This window comes from Bosea sp. 685, assembly GCF_031884435.1.
Taxonomy (GTDB): domain Bacteria; phylum Pseudomonadota; class Alphaproteobacteria; order Rhizobiales; family Beijerinckiaceae; genus Allobosea.
This window is the reverse complement of sequence record NZ_CP134779.1, coordinates 611,323-630,294: the sequence shown is the minus strand read 5'-3', so window position 1 is coordinate 630,294 and position 18,972 is coordinate 611,323. Positions and strand designations below refer to the sequence as shown.

Here is an 18,972-nt window from a genome sequence, read left to right as displayed (position 1 = left end):
TCGATCCGCACATTTTTGAATGATTGGAAGATATTGATACTGATTTCACATAATGGGAGACTGATCCTCCCCGATCGGAACCCGACACAGCAATGCAAGTCTCCAGCTCTCCGCGCAGTTCTGACAATTGCCCTCGCGCCTGGGTCGGAGACGCCATCGCCGTGCTCGAAGCCGACCAGCATCGCTCGGCCGACACGCATCTCTTCAAGCTCGGCTGTGCCGGGCTGAGCGGGATCGACATCTATCTGAAGGACGAATCGACCCATCCCACAGGCAGCCTGAAGCACCGGCTGGCACGGTCGCTCTTCCTCTACGCGCTCTGCAACGGGCATATCCGCGAGAACACGCCGGTCGTAGAGGCCTCATCAGGCTCGACGGCCGTCTCGGAAGCCTATTTCGCGCAGATGATCGGCGTGCCGTTCTATGCGGTGATGCCGCGCTCGACCTCGGCGGAGAAGGTCGCGGCGATCGAGCATTACGGCGGATCCTGCCATTTCACCGATGACGGTCGGCTGCTCTACAGCGAGGCCGCCGCGCTCGCCCAGCGCCTGGGCGGCCATTACATGGACCAGTTCACCTTCGCCGAGCGCGCCACCGACTGGCGCGGCAACAACAATATCGCCGAATCGATCTTCGAGCAGATGCAGCGCGAGCGCCATCCCATCCCGCGCTGGATGGTGATGGGCGCCGGAACCGGCGGCACCTCGGCGACGCTCGGGCGCTATCTGCGCTACAAGCGCCATGCGACCAGGCTCTGCGTCGCCGATGTCGAGCATTCCGCCTTCTTCGAGGGTTTCCGGACGCGCGACGCCGCCTGCTGCTGCGAGCGCGCCTCGCTGATCGAGGGCGTCGGGCGGCCGCGCGTCGAGCCCTCCTTCATTCCCGGCGTCGTCGACCGCATGGTCAAGATTCCCGATGCGGCCTCGATCGCGGGAATGAATGTCCTGTCGCGCCGGCTCGGCCGCCGCGTCGGCGGCTCGACGGGCACGAATTTCTTCGCGCTGTGCTGGCTCGCCAACGAGATGAAGACGAACGGCGTCGAGGGCTCGCTCGTCACCTTGATCTGCGATTCCGGCGAGCGCTATCTGAAGACCTATTACGAGCCCGAATGGGTCGTCTCGAAAGGCCTCGACCCCGCGCCCTATGAGGCCAGGATCGAGACCCTGCTGGCCGGCGGCGCCTTCGACTGCCATCTCGAAGAGGCCTGAGCCTCCACCCGGTCGCAAGAGGGACAATATGTCTTCCACCACTCTCATCGAGCAGCTTGCGGGCATTGCGCCCGGCTCGGCGCTCGCGCAGGCGCTCTCGACCCGCGCCGAGGTGATGCGCCTGAGCCAGGCGAGCCATGACGCGGTCCTGATACCCAAGGAGCCGGGCGGTCTGAGCCATGGCCTGCGCGCCGCGCTCGCGGCCCGCATGGCGCGGCAGAATGCCGACCTTGCCCTGGTGGCGCATTACGAGGCCTGCCTCGCCCGCACCGGCGAAGTGGAGGCCGTGCCCCTCTCCTACCCGGAACGGCAGCGCATCGCGGCGATCCTCCGCCATGCCGACATGCTGACCTTGTCCCCGCGCGACGCGACCCGGGCCGATATCGAGGCGCTGAAGACGGCCGGCGTCGAGGAGGCCGACATTGTTCGCCTCGCCGAACTCGCCGCCTTCGTGAACTATCAGGTCCGCGTCCTGGCCGGCCTCAAGGTCTTGAAGGGATCCCGATGAGCAACGTCGTCCACGCCTTCACCAGCACGGTTCCGGTCTGGTCGCCCTATGTCACGCCGGTCGACCTCGCCTCGGCGACGCCCGAGCAGATGGCGGCGATGCAGGTGACGCCCTCCAACAAGGGCGTCTCGAAATATGTCCTCACCCTGGCGCATGATCCGGAATCGTTGGCGGTGCGCTCGCCGCTGTTCAACCTGATCATGTACGGCAAGGACGGCCTGTCCTCCGCCGAGCGCGAGCTCGGGGCGGTCGGCGCCTCCGTCGTCAACCGCTGCATCTATTGCGCGGCGGTCCACGCCTCGCGCTTCAACGGCCTGACCAAGCGCCCCGACGTGATCGAGGCGATCTTCAAGGACGAACTCGACGCCAGGATCGAACCGCGCGAGCAGGCGATCTTCGACTTTTCGGCGCGGCTCTCGACGACGCCATCACAGCTCACGCAAGGCGACGCGGACGCGCTGCGCAAGGCAGGGCTCGACGAGCTCGAAATGCTCGACCTCGTTCTCTCCTCCGCCATCTTCGGCTGGGCGAACCGGCTCATGCATACGCTGGGCGAGCCGCTGGAACCCTGAGAGCCGGCGCCGCTGCCAGCCGGGCGGATTATTGTTCCACCGCGAGGCATCGGGACAGGGCAAATGCGCTCGCTACGCGCCCGTAACGAGCCGGAATATCGCTTTGTGCGGCCTCTCCTAAAAAACGCAACGCCCCTGTCTTAAGTCTTGAAGCGCTCGAGACCCTCACGACAGGCCGCTCCATGCCCGCTCCCCGCCAGCTTCATCTCGGCGCCTTCATGCGCCCCGTCAGCATCCATACCGGCGCCTGGCGCTATCCCGGCGCCTATCCGGATGCCAATTTCAACTTCGGGCACCTGAAGCGTTTCGCGCAGAAGCTCGAAGCCGGCAAATTCGATGCCTTCTTCATGGCCGATCATCTCGCCGTGCTGAACATGCCGGTCGAGGCGCTGAAGCGCAGCCACACCGTGACCTCCTTCGAGCCCTTCACCCTGCTCTCGGCGCTCGCCAGCGTTACCGAGCATATCGGGCTCGTCGCCACCGCCTCGACGACTTTTGATGCCGCCTACCATATCGCCCGGCGCTTCGCCTCGCTCGACCATATCAGCGGCGGCCGGGCGGGCTGGAACATCGTCACCACCTCGAACCCCGATGCCGCGCTGAATTTCGGGCTCGACGAGCATATGGACCATGGCGAGCGCTATGACCGGGCGCGCGAATTCTACGACGTCGTCACCGGGCTCTGGGATAGCTTCGCCGACGACGCCTTCATCCGCGACCGCGAGAGCGGGCTCTTCTTCGATCCGGAAAAGCTGCATGTATTGGCGCATAAGGGCGAGCACCTCTCGGTGCGTGGCCCGCTCAACATCGCCCGGACGCCGCAGGGCTGGCCGGTGATCGTTCAGGCCGGCGCCTCCGAGCCGGGCCGCCAGCTCGCCGCCGAAACTGCCGAGGTCGTCTTCGCCGCCCACCGGACGCTCGACGCCGGCCAGGCCTTCTATGCCGATGTGAAGGGCCGGATGGCGGCAATCGGCCGCGACCCCGACCATCTCAAGATCCTGCCCGGCGTCCTGACTGTGGTCGGCGACACGGTCGAGCAGGCGCGGGAGAAGCGCGCTTTGCTCGACAGCTTCGTGCATTACGACAGCGCCATCGCCTCGCTCTCGATCGCGCTCGGCCATGACGCCTCGGGCTTCGACCCCGACGGGCCGCTGCCCGACATTCCTGAGACCAATCAAAGCAAGAGTGGCCGCGAGCGCACCATCGAACTGGCGCGGCGCGAGAATTTGACCGTGCGCCAATTGGCGCAGCGGCTGGGCGGCTATGGCGGGCTCGCCTTCGTCGGAACGCCCGAGACCATCGCGGATTCGATGGAGGAGTGGCTGACGACGCGCGGCAGCGACGGCTTCAACGTGATGTTCCCCTATCTGCCGGAAGGGCTCGACGACTTCGTCGACAAGGTCGTGCCGGTGCTGCAGCGGCGCGGCCTGTTCCGCACGGAATATGCCGGCAAGACCTTGCGCGAGAATCTCGGCCTGCCCCGCCCGGCGAACCGGTTCTTCGCCTGACAGCCGGACAAAGCTCGAGCCCGAAGCTGCCCGGATAAGCGGCACCAAGCGAAAGGCTATCGCGGAGCGCCGTCTGGAGAGGTCATCATCCCTCCCGGACGGCGATCTTTGAAAGGACGTTTCATTGACCGGGCCCAATCGATCGAGAAATACTCAAGTATCGAAACGATGTCGTCCGGATCGATCGCGGGATTTGCTGGAGCAGCTTGCGCCGCGTCACCAACGCTAAAAGCACCACGATGAATTCGTGGGCTCCCAATGGATGGAGACACGGTCATGATCTATCTCACCCACTTCGTCATACGAGGCTTGCTGCGCGTTTCGGCCTTCCTGCGCTCCACCCGATGTTGACCGCGCGCCCATTGCGCGCCCGGCCCGGCTGACCGCCGAGGATTAACTCATCATCGCAGACGAAAAGGCGCCGATCCCGCTCGGCGAAGGCAAAACTATGTCTCAAGCCATCATCATCGAAATCTCCGGCGCGACAGCCGGCATCGTCGTCGGCTCCCCCGGTAATTTCCGCTTCTTCTCCTCCGAGCCGGCCTTCGACAGGCTCGACGGCCGGAGCTTTCATTCCGCCGAGCAGGCGCGCCGCACCGCCGCCGCGCATCGCACCGCCCAGGACCACCGCAAAGACGACCGCAAGGCCGCCTGAACCCTTTTGCACCTCGATCCAGACAAGGGCGCTTAAAGCCATGGACCGCAGAGATTTCATCGCCAGCCTGGCCGGCTCGTCACTCGCCCTCGCCGCGGGGGCCGCCATCGCCCAATCCAGCCCCTCGCCCAAGGAGCTGCGCATCGGCTTCCAGAAGAACGGCGTCCTGCTCATCGCCAAGCAGCAGGGCGTGCTGGAGAAACGCTTCAAGCCGCAAGGCATCGAGATCAAATGGGTCGAGTTCCAGTTCGGCCCGCCGCTGCTGGAGGCGCTGAACGTCGGCTCGATCGATTACGGCCCGACTGGCGATGCTCCCCCGATCTTCGCCCAGGCCGCCAAGGCGAACCTGCTCTATGTCGCAACCCAGGAAGCAGCCGGCTCCGGCGCCGCGATCCTGCTGCCGCCGAAATCGCCGATCCAGACGCTCGCAGAGCTCAAGGGCAAGAAGATCGCCTTCGCCAAGGCGTCGAGCTCGCACAACCTCACCATCGCGGCGATCGAGAAGGCCGGGCTCGGCTATGACGAGTTCACGCCGGTCTACCTGCCGCCGGCCGATGCGCGCGCTGCCTTCGAGCGCGGCTCGGTCGATGCCTGGACGATCTGGGATCCGTTCTTCGCCATCGCCGAGGCCATCCCCGGCGTGCGCATCCTGTCGCTGTCGAAGGGCATCGTCTCGCAGAATTCGTTCTTCCTCGCCAATCGCGACTTCACGGGGAAGAATCCCGAGATCGTCGCGGCGATCAATGACGAGCTCGCCAAGGTCGCGCGCTGGGCCGACAGCCATCGCGACGAGGTCGCCAGCGTCCAGGCGGCCGCGACCGGCCTGCCGATCGAACCCTGGAAGCGCTCGGTCGAGCGCTCCGATTTCGTCATCGCGCCGCTGAATCCGCGCGTGCTCGACGAGCAGCAGCGCGTCGCCGACCGCTTCCACCGGCTCGGCCTGATCCCGAAACCGATCAATGTCCGCGACATCGTCTGGGACTGGAAGCCGACCGCCTGAGCGATCGGCCTGCTCCGTGACCCCAAGTCCTCCGTGACCCCAAGTACTTCGTGACCCCAAGTCCTGCATGATCCCAAGAAAGACAATCATCCGATGATTTCGAAGAGATCGTTCCTGACCCTCTCGGCGGCGAGCCTGGCGCTGGGCCTGTCCGCGACCGGAGCCTCCGCGCAGGAGAAGACGCTACGCGTCGGTTTCCAGAAATACGGCAAGATCGTCCTGCTCAAGGGCAAGGGCACACTGGAGAAGGCGCTGGAGCCGCTCGGCTACAAGGTTACATGGATCGAGTTTCCGGCCGGCCCGCAATTGCTGGAAGCGGTCAATGTCGGGGCGATCGACATCGGCAACACCGGTGAAGCGCCGCCGATCTTCGCCCAGGCCGCGGGCGCGCCGCTGGTCTATGTCGCCTATGAGCCGCCCGCACCGAAGGGCGAGGCCATCCTCGTCCCCAAGAACAGCCCGATCCAGTCGGTCGCCGAGCTCAAGGGCAAGAAGGTCGCGCTGAACAAGGGCTCCAACGTCCATTACCTGCTGGTCAAGGCCCTGGAGAAGGCGGGCGTCGCCTATGCCGACATCACGCCGGTGTTCCTGACCCCGGCCGATGCGCGCGCCGCCTTCGAGCGCGGCGCGGTCGATGCCTGGGCGATCTGGGATCCTTTCCAGGCCGCGGCCGAGAAGACGATCGGCGCGCGCACGCTGACTGACGGCACCGGCATCGTCGCCAACCACCAGTTCTATCTCGCCAGCGAGAGGCTCGTTGCCAATCACGACGCAGCCTTGAAGGTCTTCCTCAAGCAGCTGAGCGAGGTCGATGACTGGGCCAAGGCCGACATCGCCGCCGTCGCCGAGGCGCTGAGCCCCTCGACCGGCATTCCGGCCCCGATCCTGCAGCTGGCGCTGGCGCGCCAGAGCTACGGAATCAGGCCGCTCGACGAGGCCACGATCGCCGAGCAGCAGCGCATCGCCGACACCTTCCATGCGCTCGGCCTGCTGCCCAAGCCGGTCACCATCGCCAGCGCCGTGAAGAGGATCGGCTCATGAGCGTCGCGCCTGCACAAAGCGCCAATGTCCTCTGGTTCCTGCCGACCCATGGCGACGGCCGTTATCTCGGCACGGCCACGGGCGGCCGCCAGACCGATTTCGCCTATCTGCGCCAGATCGCCCAGGCCGCCGACACGCTAGGCTATTACGGCGTCCTGCTGCCGACCGGCAGAAGCTGCGAGGATTCATGGGTCGTCGCCTCCGCCGTCGCACCACTGACCCAGAACCTGCGCTATCTCGTGGCGGTCCGACCCGGGCTGCAATCGCCGACGCTGGCGGCGCGCATGACCGCAACGCTCGACCGCATCTCGAACGGGCGGCTGCTCGTCAATGTCGTCACCGGCGGAGATCCGGTCGAGAACGCCGGCGACGGCATCTTCCTGTCGCATGACGAGCGCTACGAGGTGACCCGCGAGTTCCTCTCGGTCTATTCCGCCCTGCTGCGCGGCGAGACCGTGCGGTATGAGGGCAAGCATATCCGCATCGAGGACGGGCAATTGCTCTATCCCTCGACGCAAGCCGGCGGGCCGCCGCTGTATTTCGGCGGTTCCTCGCCCGCCGCCATCGATGTCGCGGCTGAGACCATCGACAAATACCTGACCTGGGGCGAGCCGCCGGCAGCGGTGGCCGAGAAGATCGCCACGGTCTCCGCCGCAGCCAAGACGGCGGGGCGGAAACTCTCCTTCGGCATTCGCCTGCACGTCATCGTCCGCGAGACGGAGGCCGAGGCCTGGGCGGCGGCCGACAAGCTGATCAGCCATCTCGACGACGCCACCATCGCCAAGTCGCAACAGATCTTCGCCCGCATGGATTCCGAGGGCCAGCGGCGGATGTCGGCGCTGCATGGCGGCAACCGCGACAAGCTCGAGATCTCGCCCAATCTCTGGGCCGGTGTCGGGTTGGTGCGCGGCGGGGCCGGCACGGCCTTGGTCGGCAGCCCCGAGCAGGTCGCCGACCGGATCAAGGAGTACATGGCGCTCGGCATCGACAGCTTCATCCTGTCGGGCTACCCGCATCTGGAGGAGGCTTACCGCTTCGCCGAATTGGTCTTCCCGCTGCTGCCGCTCAACCACGGCAAGCCGGTGATCAACGGCGTCGTCAATAACGGCCCCTTCGGCGAGACCATCGCCAATGACGCCAAGCCCGAGCAGAAACGGGCCGCAAGCTCATGACCGACCGCGCTGAGCCGATCCCACGCCCGCAACGCACCAGCTTGCGTGTGCCGGACCTCAAGTCACTGCAGCCTTGGCTTACGCGCCTGACGCCCTGGCTGTTGCCGCTCGCCATCCTCGTGGTCTGGCAAGCAGCGTCGCGGCTGGGCTTCATCGCCGCCAATGTCTTGCCGGCGCCGAGCGACGTGCTCGCCGCAGGCTGGCGGCTGACGCTGAATGGACAGCTCGCCGAGAACATCGCGGTCAGCTTCAAGCGCGCCATCTCCGGCTTCCTGCTCGGCGGCTCGCTCGCCTTCGCGCTCGGCCTGTTCAACGGCCTGTCCAAGACCTCCGAGCGCGTCACCGACACCACCATCCAGATGGTGCGCAACATCCCGAACCTGGCGCTGATCCCGCTGGTCATCCTCTGGTTCGGCATCGAGGAGGAGGCGAAGCTGTTCCTGACATCGCTCGGCGTCTTCTTCCCGATCTACATCAACACCTTCCATGGTGTGCGCACCGTCGACAGCCAGCTCGTCGAGATGGGCCGCTCCTATGGCATGAGCAATTTCGAGCTGTTCCGGCGTGTCATCCTGCCCGGCGCCCTGCCCTCGATCTTCGTCGGCATACGCTATGCGCTCGGCATCATGTGGCTGACGCTGATCGTGGCGGAGACGATCGCGGCCAATTCCGGCATCGGCTACATGGCGATGAATGCGCGCGAGTTCATGCTGGTCGACGTCGTCGTGCTGGCGATCGTGATCTACGCGGCGCTGGGCAAGCTCGCGGACTCCGTGGTGCGGCTGCTGGAGCGGCTCTGCCTGTCCTGGCATCCCGCCTTCCAGAGGCACTGAGGAGCCGGCCATGACGACAGCGACATTGGCGCCCGGCGCCCGGCTTTTCGAGGCCCTGTTCGAGGACCAGTCGGCGAAGGCCCGGGCCGCGCGCGGCCAGCCGATCGCGATACGGGGCCTGAAGAAGCGCTTCGGCGAGCTCGAGGTGCTGCGCGGGATCGATCTCGACGTGCCCGCAGGGCAGTTCCTCGCCATCGTCGGGCGCAGCGGCTGCGGCAAGAGCACGCTGCTGCGCATCCTCGCCGGCCTCGATACGCCAAGCGAGGGCACGCTCAGTCTCAGTCAGGCCGGCACCGCCGCCGCGACCCCGCGCATCATGTTCCAGGAGCCGCGCCTGCTGCCCTGGGCGCGCGTGCTCTCCAATGTCGAGGTCGGGCTGGGCGCCGAGCGCAAGCTGCCGGAGGCCGAGGAGCGTGCCTTCCAGACGCTGCGCGCCGTCGGGCTCGAAGCGAAGGCGCAGCAATGGCCCGCTCTGCTCTCCGGCGGCCAGCGCCAGCGCGTCGCGCTCGCCCGCGCCTTGGTCAGCCGGCCGCGCGTGCTGGCGCTGGACGAGCCGCTCGGCGCGCTCGACGCGCTGACCCGCATCGAGATGCAGGGGCTGCTGGAGCGGGTCTGGCTCGCCCAGGGCTTCACCGCGATCCTGGTGACGCATGACGTCTCGGAGGCGCTGACGCTCGCCGACCGCGTCGTGATGATCGACGAGGGCCGCATCACGCTCGACATCGCGGTCGATCTGCCGCGCCCGCGCCGGCGTGGCTCGGTCGACCTCGCCTTGCTCGAAGAGCGCATCCTCAAGGATCTGATCCGCGAGGACGCCAACCCGCCCGAATACGCGATCTGAAGGAGATGAAAGCGATGGCCGTCATCACCCAGCTGCCCAAGGCGATCCGCCCGGTCCACGACGACGCAGCCAGCTTCCGCGCCGCCTTCCGCCATCTCGCCGGCGGCGTCAGCGTGATCACGACAGGGCGCGGCGAAGATCGCACAGGCCTGACCGCGACCTCGGTCTCCTCGCTCTCGGCGGAGCCGCCGACCATCTTCTTCGGCCTCAATCTGGGCTCGTCGAGCTATCCCGTGCTCCAGCGCCATCGCAGCTTCGGGGTGAATTTCCTGAGCGCGACCCAGAAGCAAGTCGCCGACCGCTTCGCCGGCCGGGGCGGCGAGAAGGGCGCCGCGCGCTATGCCGATGCGGAATGGACGAGCGGGGTATCCGGCGCGCCACTCCTGCTCGGCGCCCTGGCCAACCTCGATTGCGAGGTCGAGGAGATCATCGAGCGCCACTCCCATGCCATCATCATCGGCCGGGTCCGGGAGGTCAGGCTCGGCCGCGACGACGCCGCCCTGGTCTACTGGCGCGGCGACTATGAACGGCTCGGCTGGATGATCGAGGAAGCGACCACGGCACTAGGTCTGCGCGCCTATTAGAGCCCTCAGCGCTCCCTGACGATCTCCAGCCTCGCGCCATGGGTGAGGCTGGCGTCGAGCGTCTGGTCCTTCCCACCGAAGAACGAGATCGCATAGGCTCCCTGGCCACGCTGTTCGAGATGGCGCGTCAGCCCTTCGCAGGCCTCGGCCCGCCCCTCGACCAGCGACACCATCTGGCGGCCGAGCTGGAATTGCACGAGCCCGAAGCCGAGCCCCGGCACGCCGCCGCTGGCGACAGGCGCCATGCCAAGCAAGGTGCGATAGCGTGCTGCCGACACGCCAAGATCGCGGACCGCCACGGTCACGCCGGCGACGCCCGTGACTCCGTTTGCATGTTTGCGGGCCGCGCCCTCCGGCACGCGCAGCGCCCGCGCCGTGACGTCCTCGCATAGGAAGGGGATGTCGCTTTCCGGCGGGCGCGCCGAGCGCCAGGCCAGGCGCGTGCCGTCGGGCTGCAAGCGTGCGCCGTCGATCGGGCCATCCATCACGATTCCGCCGGCACGGGCGCGAGCCAGATCGAGATCAAGCGAATCCGGCAGCAGGGCGTAGTCGACCAGCCCGCTACCGGCCTCATCCAGGACACGCCACCAGCGGAAATCCGGCACCGGCCGGGAAAAGGCGATGATTTCGAGATAAGCGCCGTCCGCCAGCACCACGAGCGCATTGCGCGAGCCGCGCGGATGCTCGCCGCCGGGCAGCACGGTGAAGCCCAGCGCCTCATAATCGCGAATGGCCTGATCGAGATCGGTGACGGCGATGACGATATGGTCGATCGAAAGCGGCATCGCGGGGCGTCCTTGTGAACGAGAGCGTTTTCGAGCGAGGTGGAGACCGGTTCGCGTGAAGAAAACGCTTTTAAAATAAAGAGCTTCAGCATCGGACCGAATACGATATTCAGTCCGATGCTGTAGGTGGAGCGCGACTTTCAGCGCAATGGCGAGAACGCCGTCGGGCGCAGGATGCGGCTGCGCATCTCGAGCACATAGGGCGCGGCCTTGGCGCGGAACTCCTGCCAGTGCGGATCGGCCTCCATCGCCGCGCGCCGGCGCTCACGGTCGCCCGCATCCTCGAAGCGCCACATATGGACGACTTCGTTGACGACGCCCGTATCAGTGGTGAACCAGCCGATCAGATGACCGAGATGCGAGACCTGCAGCTCCATGCCCTCGCGGACATAGAGGTCGAGATAATCGCGCACATGGGCCGGCTTGATCGCGTAGGTGCGTTCATCGAGGATCATGATGTCGTCAGCCTGTCGGAAAGGCGCCTTCGAAGACGCTGGCCGAGAGCGGGTTGCGCTGGCTCGGGGTTTCGCGCGCCTGCAACCCCTCCGGCAATTGCGACTTGTCGCCGGGCTTGCCGATCGCGATCGCAGCCTCGACGCGGTAGCCGGCCGGCACGTTCAGTTCGGTCGCCGCGCGCGCATGATCGAAGCCGACCATGCCATGGGCCTGCCAGCCCGACCGTGTCGCCTGCAAGGCGAGCTGGGCCCAGGCCGCCCCGGCATCGAAGGAGTGGCTGTAGGACGGAACCTCTTCGGTCTTGCCGGGAACGGCCATGGTCTGCTTCGAGACCACGATGGCCAAAGCGGCGGCGTGCTTGGCCCAGGAGGCGTTGAACTCGTTCAGCAGGCCCAGCAGCTTGTCCCAATGCGCCGTACCGCGCCGCGCATAGACGAACCGCCAGGGCTGCGAATTATAGGAGGACGGAGCCCAGCGCGCCGCCTCGAACAGGGACAGGAGCTCGGCCTCGGAGATGCCATCGACGGTGAAGGCGCGCGGCGACCAACGCTCGAGGAAGAGCGGGTCGATCGCATGCTCGGCGACGCGATGATTGATGCTTGTCATGGAAACATACCCTGCTGAATGCGGAACAGTGGTGGATTGAGCCCCGTCACGATCGGCAAGATAGTCCAGATCAGTGCATCGACGCCGCGCCTCTTCCATTAGCAAGATGCGCGTCCCCGGCATATCGCCATATGCCGCATTTTCGGAGAGCGAGGCTTGCAATAACGCCTATGTGAACCATGACATCAGAGGGCGTAGCAGCTTATCGCGAACCGTCCAGGCTGCGATATTGCCCCCGGTAGAAGATCAGGGGCGCATCGATCGGCTCGCAATGGAAGCGAAGCACCTCACCGACGAAGATGACGTGGTCGCCGCCATCATGGCGCGCATAGCAACGGCATTCGAAATGGGCGAGCGCACCGGGCAGCAGCGGCGCTCCGGTCTGGCCGGGCCGGTGATCGACGCCATCCCATTTGGTCACGACCGACTGGGCGAAGCGATTGGAAATGGCCTCTTGCTCGCGATGTAGGATGTTGATGGCGAAGCTGTCCGCCTGCAGCAGATGTTCGAGGCTGCGCGCCTTGCGCGCGACGCTGAATAGGATCAGCGGCGGATCGAGCGAGACGGTGTTGAATGAGCTCAGCGTCAGGCCGACCGGATCGCCGCCGCGCTCATGCGTCGTCACCACGGCGACGCCGGTCGCGAATTGTCCGAGCGCGCGGCGCAGTTCGCGCGTGTCGAGCGCCACACCGCCAGTGCCGTCCTCTTCGCGTTCCGTATTCGGCAGCTTGAGCGCGCTCATCGACACGGTAGTTCTCCAGATCGGGCGCGATAGGCGTCGAGGACATCATCAGCCGTGTAGCTTGTCCGCGCGACGAAGGCCTCGCGCTGCCCGAGCGCGGCCGAGGCCCGCAGCCGGGCGCAGGTCGCCTCCGTCATCACCGGATCCAGCCCGAGCTCGCGAAGGCCCTCCGCGACGCCGTCCATCTCGACCGCGCGCCGCTCGGCATGCAGCACATCGGTCCTGATGCACATGTCGACGAAGGAGCTGAAGCGCGTCGCATCCATCGGCTCGCAGATCCCGCGCAGCGCCTCGGCGCGCACGCCGGCAACTGAAGCCGCCGTCATCGCCTCGATCACCAGGGCCTCGATGCCTTTGGTGACAACGCTGCGCAGCATCTTCACGGCAGCCGCGTCGCCCGCGCGCGGACCGGCGCTCTCGATGGTGAAGCCAAACGGGGCGAAGACGGCAGTGAAACGCTCGACGCCATCGCCCGAGCAATAGAGCGGCACCTTCGCGCCATAGATGCTGACCGCGCCCATCAGATTGGCGTCGACATAGGAGCCGCCTCTGGCCCGCACTGCCTCGGCGACAGCGATCTTGCTTGATGGCGTCGAGGCGTTGATGTCGACGACGAGCGTGCCTGGCCGCAGGCCGGCCGCGATCGCAGCCCCGACTTCAGCGGCGGTCGCGACGACGACAGCCGAGATCACGATGTCGACCCGCGCCAGCAATTCATTGAGCGTGTCGACCAATTCCGCGCCCGCTTCGCGCACCTGCAGGCGAAACGACTCCGAATAGGGCGGGCGGTTCGTGCGGCCCTCGCAGAAGACGAGCGGCGTGCTGGCGTCCGAAGCGGCCAGATGGCGCGCGAAGCACTGCGCCGCCTCGCCGAAGCCGACAAAACCGATGACGGGAGCCGTCATGCCGCCCTCCCCTGTGCGGTCTCGCGGAGCTTCGCTCCAGCCCGGAGGTTCTCCCGCAATGTCGCGCCTTCATAGGAGCTGCGCATCAATCCGCGCTTTTGCAGGATCGGCACCACGGCTCGCGAGAACTGTTCCCAGGTGCCCGGCGATACGGTCGGCGTCAGGATGAAGCCGTCGCAGGCCTCGCTTGTGAACATCGCCTCCAGTTGATCCGCGACCTGCACGGGCGTGCCGACGATCTGCGGCGCGAGCTCGCTGGTCGCGAAACGCTTCGCCGCCTCGCCCAGCGTCAGCCCTTTAGCCTTGGTGCCTTGCAGGATCACCTCGAAGGAGCCGCGCGAGCCTTCCTCGAGCGGCAGGTCGACCACCGGCTGATCGATCGGGAAGCGCGAAAGATCGGTACCGATATGCGAGGACATCAGCGCCATGCCCAGTTCGGGATCGACCAGGCTGTTGACGAAATCCTGCTTCTCGCGGGCGATCGAGGCGGTCTCGCCGATGATGGGATCGACCGAGGGCAGCACGGCGCAATCATCGGGGTCGCGGCCGGCAGCCTCGATCGCCGCGCGCATCTCGCTGCGGAAGCGGCGCATGTCCTGCGCCGTGTGCTGCAAGGTGAAGATCATCTCCGCCCAACGCGCCGCGAACGCCTTGCCCGGCCCCGACGAGCCGGCCTGCATGATCACCGGATGGCCTTGCGGCGAGCGCGGCACGGTCAAAGGCCCGCGCGTCCTGACCCATTCGCCGCGATAATCCGCATAGTGCAGCTTGCCGGGATCGGCGAAGTGGCCGGCCTCCTTGTCGATGACGAGCGCGCCCTCGTCCCAGCTCTGCCAAAGCGCCATGCAGGCTTCCAGCACCTCATCGGCGCGGCCATAGCGTTCCTCCCGGCCCGGGATCGCCTCAAGACCGAAATTGCGGGCCTCCAGATTGCTCGCCGAGGTCACGACGTTCCAGGCCATGCGACCCTTGCTCAGAATGTCGAGCGTGCCGAGCGTGCGAGCGATCTGGTAGGGATTGTGGAAGGTCGTCGAGAGTGTCGCGCCCAATCCGATATGCCGCGTCACCCGCGCCATCATCGCCAGAATCGGCAATGGATCGAGCAGGCTGAGCGCGCCGCCCTTGCCGACCATGGTCGCGAAACTGCGGTTGTAATAATCGTAGATGCCGAGCACATCGGCGAAGAACAGGCCGTCGAAGCAGCCCTTTTCCAGCACACGGGCAATGTGCTCATACCAATCGGGCTCGAGAAAGCCGTTATCGGTCTCGGGGTGCCGCCACATGCCGTGGTGGTGGCTGGTCGGCCCGGCCTTGAGAAAGGCGACGAGCCGCATCTGACGCTTCTGCATGGGGGTTCGTGTCCTTCTCCGGGGCTCCGGCGGTCTCAGGCTGGCTCGGCCAGGCGGGAGGCCGCCATGTGCTGCGTGACCTCCTCCTCGACATGGCTCCAGATCTCGGTCTTCAGCTCCGCGAAGGCCGGCGAGGTCTGAACATGGATGTCGCGCGGCCTGGGCAAGGCGTTGGGAATGATCGTGCGGATGCGCCCCGGCCGGGCCGACATCACGACGATGCGGTGGCCCAATACTATCGCCTCGTCGATATTATGGGTGATGAAGACGATGGTCTTGCCGCTCTGCTCCTGGATGCGCAGCAATTCGTCCTGCATCACCTGGCGCGTCATCGCGTCGAGCGCCGCAAAAGGCTCGTCCATCAGCAGCACCTCCGGATCGGCGGCGAGGCTGCGCGCCAGCGTCACGCGCTGCTGCATGCCGCCCGAAAGCTCGGCCGGGTAATGGTCGGCAAAGCCGTTGAGCTGGACCATGTCGATGAAGAACTCGGCCATGCCTCGCCGCTGATGCCGCGGCACGCCGCGCATGCGCAGCGGGAACTCGACATTCTGGCGCACCGTCTTCCAGGGAAACAGCGCATAGGACTGGAACACCATGCCGCAGCGCGGCTCGATGCCGGTGATCGGGCGGCCACGGAGCAGGACGCGCCCGCTCGTCGGGTTGGCGAAGCCGGCAAACAGGTTCAGCATCGTCGATTTGCCGCAGCCCGACGCGCCGAGCAGGCAGAGCAATTCGCCCTCCTCGACATCCAGCGACAGGTTGCGGACGGCAACGACGTCGGCGCCGCCGACGGGGTAGGATTTGGTTACGTGCTCTGCGCTGAGGATGGCGGGCATGGCTTGTCCGATCGTGACGGGGCCGGCTCTAGAGCAGGATGCGAAAAAGTGGGAACCGGTTTTTCGCATCCTGCTCTAACTCTTTGATGAGAGACGGATTCAGATTTCAGATGGAACCGCGAAGCGATTCCATCTGAAATCATCCGGCTCTAGTGGCGCCGGTGGCGTTCCCAGGGCTGCAGCAGGATTTCGATCCGGTTCGCGACGACGTCGGCCGCAAGCACGGTCAGCGAGATCGAGACCATGCCGACCAGCACCACGGTCATGTCGCCCCAGTCCTTTGCCTCCCAGATCAGCGAGCCCAGGCCGTTGCGCGCCGCGACCATCTCGGCCGAGAGCACGCAGGACCAGGCGATCGCGAGCGAGACCTTCAGCCCCGCCAGGATGCCGGGCAGCGCGCCGGGAAAGATCACCTCGCGCATCACGGTGAGATCGCCCGCGCCGAGATTGCGCGCGGCCCGGACCAGAAGCGGGTCGACGCGTCGCGTCGCCTCATAGGTCGCGAGCAGGATGTAAACCCAGCTTCCCAGGAAGACGATCGTCACCTTCTGCTGCTCGCCGATGCCCAGCCACAGGATCGTCAGCGGGATCCAGGTGATCGACGGCAAGGGGCGCAGCAGCGAGATGAACGGGCTGAAGATCGCCCTTACCGGCCAGAAGGTCGCCATCGCCACGCCGAGCGGGATGGCGACAATCGCCGCCAGGAAGAAGCCGGCGAAGACGCGGGCGGACGAGGCGACCACCGCCCGCCAGAGATCACCCGACAGCACCAGCTTGGCAGCGGCCCGCGCCACCGCGACCGGGGACGGCAGGAACAGCGGCGAGATCCAGCCCGTCGCGGTCGCCAGCGCCCACAGCGCGATGAAGATCAGGACCGAGGCCATGCTGACCAAGGCGGCCCGGCCCGGCCAGTCGATCGCCAGCCGCGGCAGGCGCCGCGTGCCGACCGCGAGATGGTCGCGCATCGTCATCACTTCACCCCAGGTACGAAGCTGGTGTCGACCCAGAGGTCGGTGTCGGGAGCCGTCGGGATCTTGCCGGCGCCATGCAGCAACTTGGTCAGGTATTTGATCTGGCCCTGGTGCCGGCGCATATGCTCGGGCCAGCCCGCGCTGCCGAAGAACTGGAAGCCCTTGATCGCCGTCGTGACCTGTTCCGGCGTCTGGCGGAAATAGCTCGCGACCGCAGCCCCCGCCTCCCCGGGATTGGCGATGGTGAAGTCGGCCCCTTTGAGCACGCCGGCCGCGATCTTCTTGGCGGTGGCGGGATCCTCCTTGGCGAGCTTGCGCGAGATGATGACGATGTCGCCTGCCGCCATGGTGCCGAAATCGCGGTATATCGCCGTGTCCTTGTCGGTGCCGAGCAGCTTGCCCTCGGGTACGGCCTGCTTCAGGCGATCGAGCAAGGGCTGCCAGACGCAGGCCGCCTGGACATCGCCATGGCTGAGCGCAGCCGCCATCTCGGTGCCGGGCAGGCTGCGATAGTCGGTGTCCTGCAATGTCATGCCGCTTTCGGAGAGAAGCCCCATCAAGGTGATCTCGGCCGAGGAATTGGCCGCCACCGGCTTGCCCTTCAGATCCTTGACCGAGGCGATGCCCGGACGGGCCCAGCAGCCCTCCTGCCCCGGCGAATCGTCGACATTGGCGAAGATCGAGAAAGCCTCGTTGCCGCGTGCCATCTCGCTGATCACCGAGACGCGGCCAAGATTGCTGAAAGCCGCATCGCCGGCGGCGATCGCGCGGATCCGGTCGGCGGAGTTGACGATGACCTGGACCTGCACGTCGAGCCCTTGCTCGCGGAAGAAGCCTTTCTCGATCGCGACCAGGATCGGCACCTGACCAATCCAGGTCACCGAGCCGGCGAAGTTCAGGCGCGGCAGGGTTTGCGCGCTCGCGGCCAGCGATGCGCCGGCACAGGTCGATGCGACGAGAAGGCGGCCGAGGAGCAGGCGGAAGCGCATGGCAGTGGTCCCCTGATGCAGCGATGCCCACTCAGCTAATCACCACCTCCAACGGCACACAATGAACCGGTTCATCAAAATTGCACAAATTATCAGCGTGATGCATCGATAAGCGACGCCGACCGCCCGATCTGGCGCTCGAGGCGCGCGACGAGCCATAGCGAGACCCAGCACAGCAGGATGCTGATCAGCGCCAGGCGCTCCATTCCGACCAGATGCCCATCAGTGCGCTCGGACAGGAGCAAGGTCGAGCCGCCCGCCCCCGCCGCCTGGGCCAGGCTGGTCGCGGCCGCGACCAGGCATTGATAGGCCGTCCGCTCGCTGGAGCGCGGCACGCGGCTGGCGCTCGCCTGGGCGACCGTGCTGCGGGCGAGCTGCGCCGCCAGGATCAGGCCGAGGACAGGCGCCATGATCGGCAGCGGCATGGGGAGCAGAAAGGCGCAGGTGAGGAGCAGCGTCAGCGCAACCCCCACCCCCAGCGACGCTGCCCGCGAGCCGATGCGGTCCATCACCCAGCCGGTGGAGCCCGTCGTCAGCAGCGCCAAACCGCCGCCGATCAGATAGATCGAGCCGAGCTCGGCCGTGCTCGCGCCCAGATTCTTCAGCGCGAAGGTGCCGATATGAGGCGAGATCAGCAAGGTCGCGAAGGAGGCTCCAGCCGTCAGCAGGAGCCCCGTCAGGCTGCCGGGGCGCAGCAGGATCGCCCCGACATCACGCAGCAGCGTGCGCCCGAAATCCGCTCGCGCGGCCCCAACCGAGAGCCCCGGCAGGCCAAACAGGACGGGGACAGTCAGCCCCAGGCACAAGACCGCCATGCCGATGAAGGGCGCGCGCCAGCTCCCCGCAACCGAAATCAGCCCCAGCGCGAGCGGCGAGCCGAGCAGCAGCGCCAGACCATAGGAGCCGACGATCGCGCTGACGGCGCGATTGCGCCCACCCTTCGGCGCAAGGTCGGCAGCCGTCGCGAAGACCACCGCCAGGAGCGGCCCGGCGCAAAGCCCGGCGAGCAGGCGGCCGAGCAGCAGCCAGGAGAAATTCGGTGCAAGCGCCGCGAGCCCGGTCGTGACGCCCAGCCCGGCAAGCGCCCCGAGCAGCGCGCTGCGGCGCGCAATCCGCCCCAGCAGCAGAGCTCCGACGATCCCGCCCAGCCCCGCCGCGCCATTGAAATAGACGCTGGTATAGGCGACATCCTGGGCCGGCACCCTCAGATCATCGGCCAGGAACGGCGCCAGCGGAAACACCATCACCGAACCCAGCGCGTTGGCGAAGGCCACCGCGCCGAGCCAGAGGATGACCCAGACGCTTCCAGCGGTTCGGGCTTGAGACGTCATCTGATCCCGCTAGGATTGCATCGCGAAAGAGGATCAATTATGAACCGGTTCACCGCAACTTCGTCAAGTGCGGCCCATCC

The 18,972-nt window shown here is 66.5% G+C and carries 21 protein-coding genes; 11 read left to right on the top strand and 10 right to left on the bottom strand.

The window, feature by feature from the left end; all coding sequences use genetic code 11:
* The first annotated feature begins 92 nt into the window (after positions 1-92).
* From RMR04_RS04115 to RMR04_RS04065, 11 genes are all read left to right on the top strand, one after another.
* Positions 93-1,208 carry a PLP-dependent cysteine synthase family protein gene (locus RMR04_RS04115; protein WP_311913113.1) on the top strand — a complete coding sequence of 372 codons (1,116 nt, stop codon included), beginning with the start codon at positions 93-95 and terminating at the stop codon, positions 1,206-1,208.
* A gap of 28 nt (positions 1,209-1,236) precedes the next feature.
* A complete protein-coding gene (locus RMR04_RS04110; RefSeq protein WP_311913112.1) occupies positions 1,237-1,716 on the top strand; it encodes a CMD domain-containing protein in 480 nt (159 codons plus the stop codon).
* Positions 1,713-2,288: a peroxidase-related enzyme gene (locus RMR04_RS04105; RefSeq protein ID WP_311913111.1), complete on the top strand. Its 576-nt coding sequence runs from the start codon at positions 1,713-1,715 to the stop codon at positions 2,286-2,288. The genes RMR04_RS04110 and RMR04_RS04105 overlap by 4 nt, the downstream gene beginning before the upstream one ends.
* Positions 2,289-2,470: 182 nt before the next feature.
* The gene (locus RMR04_RS04100) at positions 2,471-3,796 is read left to right on the top strand and encodes an LLM class flavin-dependent oxidoreductase (protein ID WP_311913110.1); all 1,326 of its coding nucleotides are present in this window, start codon (positions 2,471-2,473) and stop codon (positions 3,794-3,796) included.
* 448 nt (positions 3,797-4,244) lie between these two features.
* Positions 4,245-4,451: a hypothetical protein gene (locus tag RMR04_RS04095; protein ID WP_311913109.1), complete on the top strand. Its 207-nt coding sequence runs from the start codon at positions 4,245-4,247 to the stop codon at positions 4,449-4,451.
* A 40-nt stretch (positions 4,452-4,491) separates the two neighbouring features.
* The gene (locus RMR04_RS04090) at positions 4,492-5,451 is read left to right on the top strand and encodes a sulfonate ABC transporter substrate-binding protein (RefSeq protein WP_311913108.1); all 960 of its coding nucleotides are present in this window, start codon (positions 4,492-4,494) and stop codon (positions 5,449-5,451) included.
* A 93-nt stretch (positions 5,452-5,544) separates the two neighbouring features.
* On the top strand, positions 5,545-6,492 hold the full coding sequence (locus tag RMR04_RS04085) for a sulfonate ABC transporter substrate-binding protein (RefSeq protein ID WP_311913106.1): 948 nt from the start codon (positions 5,545-5,547) through the stop codon (positions 6,490-6,492).
* Positions 6,489-7,664, top strand: a complete 1,176-nt coding sequence (gene ssuD, locus RMR04_RS04080) for an FMNH2-dependent alkanesulfonate monooxygenase (RefSeq protein ID WP_311913105.1) — start codon at positions 6,489-6,491, stop codon at positions 7,662-7,664. The genes RMR04_RS04085 and ssuD overlap by 4 nt, the downstream gene beginning before the upstream one ends.
* Entirely contained in the window at positions 7,661-8,497 is an 837-nt protein-coding gene (gene ssuC / locus RMR04_RS04075; RefSeq protein WP_311913104.1) for an aliphatic sulfonate ABC transporter permease SsuC, read from the top strand. The genes ssuD and ssuC overlap by 4 nt, the downstream gene beginning before the upstream one ends.
* Before the next feature lie 10 nt (positions 8,498-8,507).
* Positions 8,508-9,338, top strand: coding sequence for an ATP-binding cassette domain-containing protein (locus RMR04_RS04070; RefSeq protein ID WP_311913103.1), 831 nt, complete (start codon positions 8,508-8,510; stop codon positions 9,336-9,338).
* 14 nt (positions 9,339-9,352) lie between these two features.
* The gene (locus tag RMR04_RS04065; RefSeq protein WP_311913102.1) at positions 9,353-9,922 is read left to right on the top strand and encodes a flavin reductase family protein; all 570 of its coding nucleotides are present in this window, start codon (positions 9,353-9,355) and stop codon (positions 9,920-9,922) included.
* Positions 9,923-9,927: 5 nt separating this feature from the next.
* Here RMR04_RS04065 and RMR04_RS04060 read toward each other — a convergent pair whose 3' ends face one another.
* From RMR04_RS04060 to RMR04_RS04015, 10 genes are all read right to left on the bottom strand, one after another.
* The gene (locus tag RMR04_RS04060) at positions 9,928-10,707 is read right to left on the bottom strand and encodes a VOC family protein (RefSeq protein WP_311913101.1); all 780 of its coding nucleotides are present in this window, start codon (positions 10,705-10,707) and stop codon (positions 9,928-9,930) included.
* A 140-nt stretch (positions 10,708-10,847) separates the two neighbouring features.
* Entirely contained in the window at positions 10,848-11,162 is a 315-nt protein-coding gene (locus tag RMR04_RS04055) for an NIPSNAP family protein (RefSeq protein WP_311913100.1), read from the bottom strand.
* Between the two features lie 7 nt (positions 11,163-11,169).
* Positions 11,170-11,769: a nitroreductase family protein gene (locus tag RMR04_RS04050; protein ID WP_311913099.1), complete on the bottom strand. Its 600-nt coding sequence runs from the start codon at positions 11,767-11,769 to the stop codon at positions 11,170-11,172.
* Between the two features lie 202 nt (positions 11,770-11,971).
* Positions 11,972-12,511, bottom strand: a complete 540-nt coding sequence (locus tag RMR04_RS04045) for a flavin reductase family protein (RefSeq protein ID WP_311913098.1) — start codon at positions 12,509-12,511, stop codon at positions 11,972-11,974.
* Positions 12,508-13,416 (bottom strand): NAD(P)-dependent oxidoreductase, encoded by a 909-nt coding sequence (locus RMR04_RS04040; protein ID WP_311913097.1) that lies wholly within the window; start codon positions 13,414-13,416, stop codon positions 12,508-12,510. The genes RMR04_RS04045 and RMR04_RS04040 overlap by 4 nt, the downstream gene beginning before the upstream one ends.
* Positions 13,413-14,765 carry an LLM class flavin-dependent oxidoreductase gene (locus RMR04_RS04035; protein ID WP_311913096.1) on the bottom strand — a complete coding sequence of 451 codons (1,353 nt, stop codon included), beginning with the start codon at positions 14,763-14,765 and terminating at the stop codon, positions 13,413-13,415. Before RMR04_RS04035 ends, RMR04_RS04040 begins: the two co-directional genes overlap by 4 nt.
* 35 nt (positions 14,766-14,800) lie before the next feature.
* Positions 14,801-15,601 (bottom strand): ABC transporter ATP-binding protein, encoded by an 801-nt coding sequence (locus tag RMR04_RS04030; protein ID WP_311913095.1) that lies wholly within the window; start codon positions 15,599-15,601, stop codon positions 14,801-14,803.
* Between the two features lie 149 nt (positions 15,602-15,750).
* Entirely contained in the window at positions 15,751-16,572 is an 822-nt protein-coding gene (locus RMR04_RS04025) for an ABC transporter permease (protein ID WP_311913094.1), read from the bottom strand.
* On the bottom strand, positions 16,572-17,561 hold the full coding sequence (locus tag RMR04_RS04020; protein WP_311913093.1) for an ABC transporter substrate-binding protein: 990 nt from the start codon (positions 17,559-17,561) through the stop codon (positions 16,572-16,574). The genes RMR04_RS04025 and RMR04_RS04020 overlap by 1 nt, the downstream gene beginning before the upstream one ends.
* A 92-nt stretch (positions 17,562-17,653) precedes the next feature.
* Positions 17,654-18,892, bottom strand: coding sequence for an MFS transporter (locus tag RMR04_RS04015; protein WP_311913092.1), 1,239 nt, complete (start codon positions 18,890-18,892; stop codon positions 17,654-17,656).
* Positions 18,893-18,972: the final 80 nt, after the last annotated feature.

Coding starts and splice junctions, on each gene's coding strand:
- RMR04_RS04115 (WP_311913113.1), top strand. CDS start 93: ATGCAAGTCTCCAGCTCTCCGCGCAGTTCTGACAATTGCCCTCGCGCC.
- RMR04_RS04110 (WP_311913112.1), top strand. CDS start 1,237: ATGTCTTCCACCACTCTCATCGAGCAGCTTGCGGGCATTGCGCCCGGC.
- RMR04_RS04105 (WP_311913111.1), top strand. CDS start 1,713: ATGAGCAACGTCGTCCACGCCTTCACCAGCACGGTTCCGGTCTGGTCG.
- RMR04_RS04100 (WP_311913110.1), top strand. CDS start 2,471: ATGCCCGCTCCCCGCCAGCTTCATCTCGGCGCCTTCATGCGCCCCGTC.
- RMR04_RS04095 (WP_311913109.1), top strand. CDS start 4,245: ATGTCTCAAGCCATCATCATCGAAATCTCCGGCGCGACAGCCGGCATC.
- RMR04_RS04090 (WP_311913108.1), top strand. CDS start 4,492: ATGGACCGCAGAGATTTCATCGCCAGCCTGGCCGGCTCGTCACTCGCC.
- RMR04_RS04085 (WP_311913106.1), top strand. CDS start 5,545: ATGATTTCGAAGAGATCGTTCCTGACCCTCTCGGCGGCGAGCCTGGCG.
- ssuD (WP_311913105.1), top strand. CDS start 6,489: ATGAGCGTCGCGCCTGCACAAAGCGCCAATGTCCTCTGGTTCCTGCCG.
- ssuC (WP_311913104.1), top strand. CDS start 7,661: ATGACCGACCGCGCTGAGCCGATCCCACGCCCGCAACGCACCAGCTTG.
- RMR04_RS04070 (WP_311913103.1), top strand. CDS start 8,508: ATGACGACAGCGACATTGGCGCCCGGCGCCCGGCTTTTCGAGGCCCTG.
- RMR04_RS04065 (WP_311913102.1), top strand. CDS start 9,353: ATGGCCGTCATCACCCAGCTGCCCAAGGCGATCCGCCCGGTCCACGAC.
- RMR04_RS04060 (WP_311913101.1), bottom strand. CDS start 10,707: ATGCCGCTTTCGATCGACCATATCGTCATCGCCGTCACCGATCTCGAT.
- RMR04_RS04055 (WP_311913100.1), bottom strand. CDS start 11,162: ATGATCCTCGATGAACGCACCTACGCGATCAAGCCGGCCCATGTGCGC.
- RMR04_RS04050 (WP_311913099.1), bottom strand. CDS start 11,769: ATGACAAGCATCAATCATCGCGTCGCCGAGCATGCGATCGACCCGCTC.
- RMR04_RS04045 (WP_311913098.1), bottom strand. CDS start 12,511: ATGAGCGCGCTCAAGCTGCCGAATACGGAACGCGAAGAGGACGGCACT.
- RMR04_RS04040 (WP_311913097.1), bottom strand. CDS start 13,416: ATGACGGCTCCCGTCATCGGTTTTGTCGGCTTCGGCGAGGCGGCGCAG.
- RMR04_RS04035 (WP_311913096.1), bottom strand. CDS start 14,765: ATGCAGAAGCGTCAGATGCGGCTCGTCGCCTTTCTCAAGGCCGGGCCG.
- RMR04_RS04030 (WP_311913095.1), bottom strand. CDS start 15,601: ATGCCCGCCATCCTCAGCGCAGAGCACGTAACCAAATCCTACCCCGTC.
- RMR04_RS04025 (WP_311913094.1), bottom strand. CDS start 16,572: ATGACGATGCGCGACCATCTCGCGGTCGGCACGCGGCGCCTGCCGCGG.
- RMR04_RS04020 (WP_311913093.1), bottom strand. CDS start 17,561: ATGCGCTTCCGCCTGCTCCTCGGCCGCCTTCTCGTCGCATCGACCTGT.
- RMR04_RS04015 (WP_311913092.1), bottom strand. CDS start 18,892: ATGACGTCTCAAGCCCGAACCGCTGGAAGCGTCTGGGTCATCCTCTGG.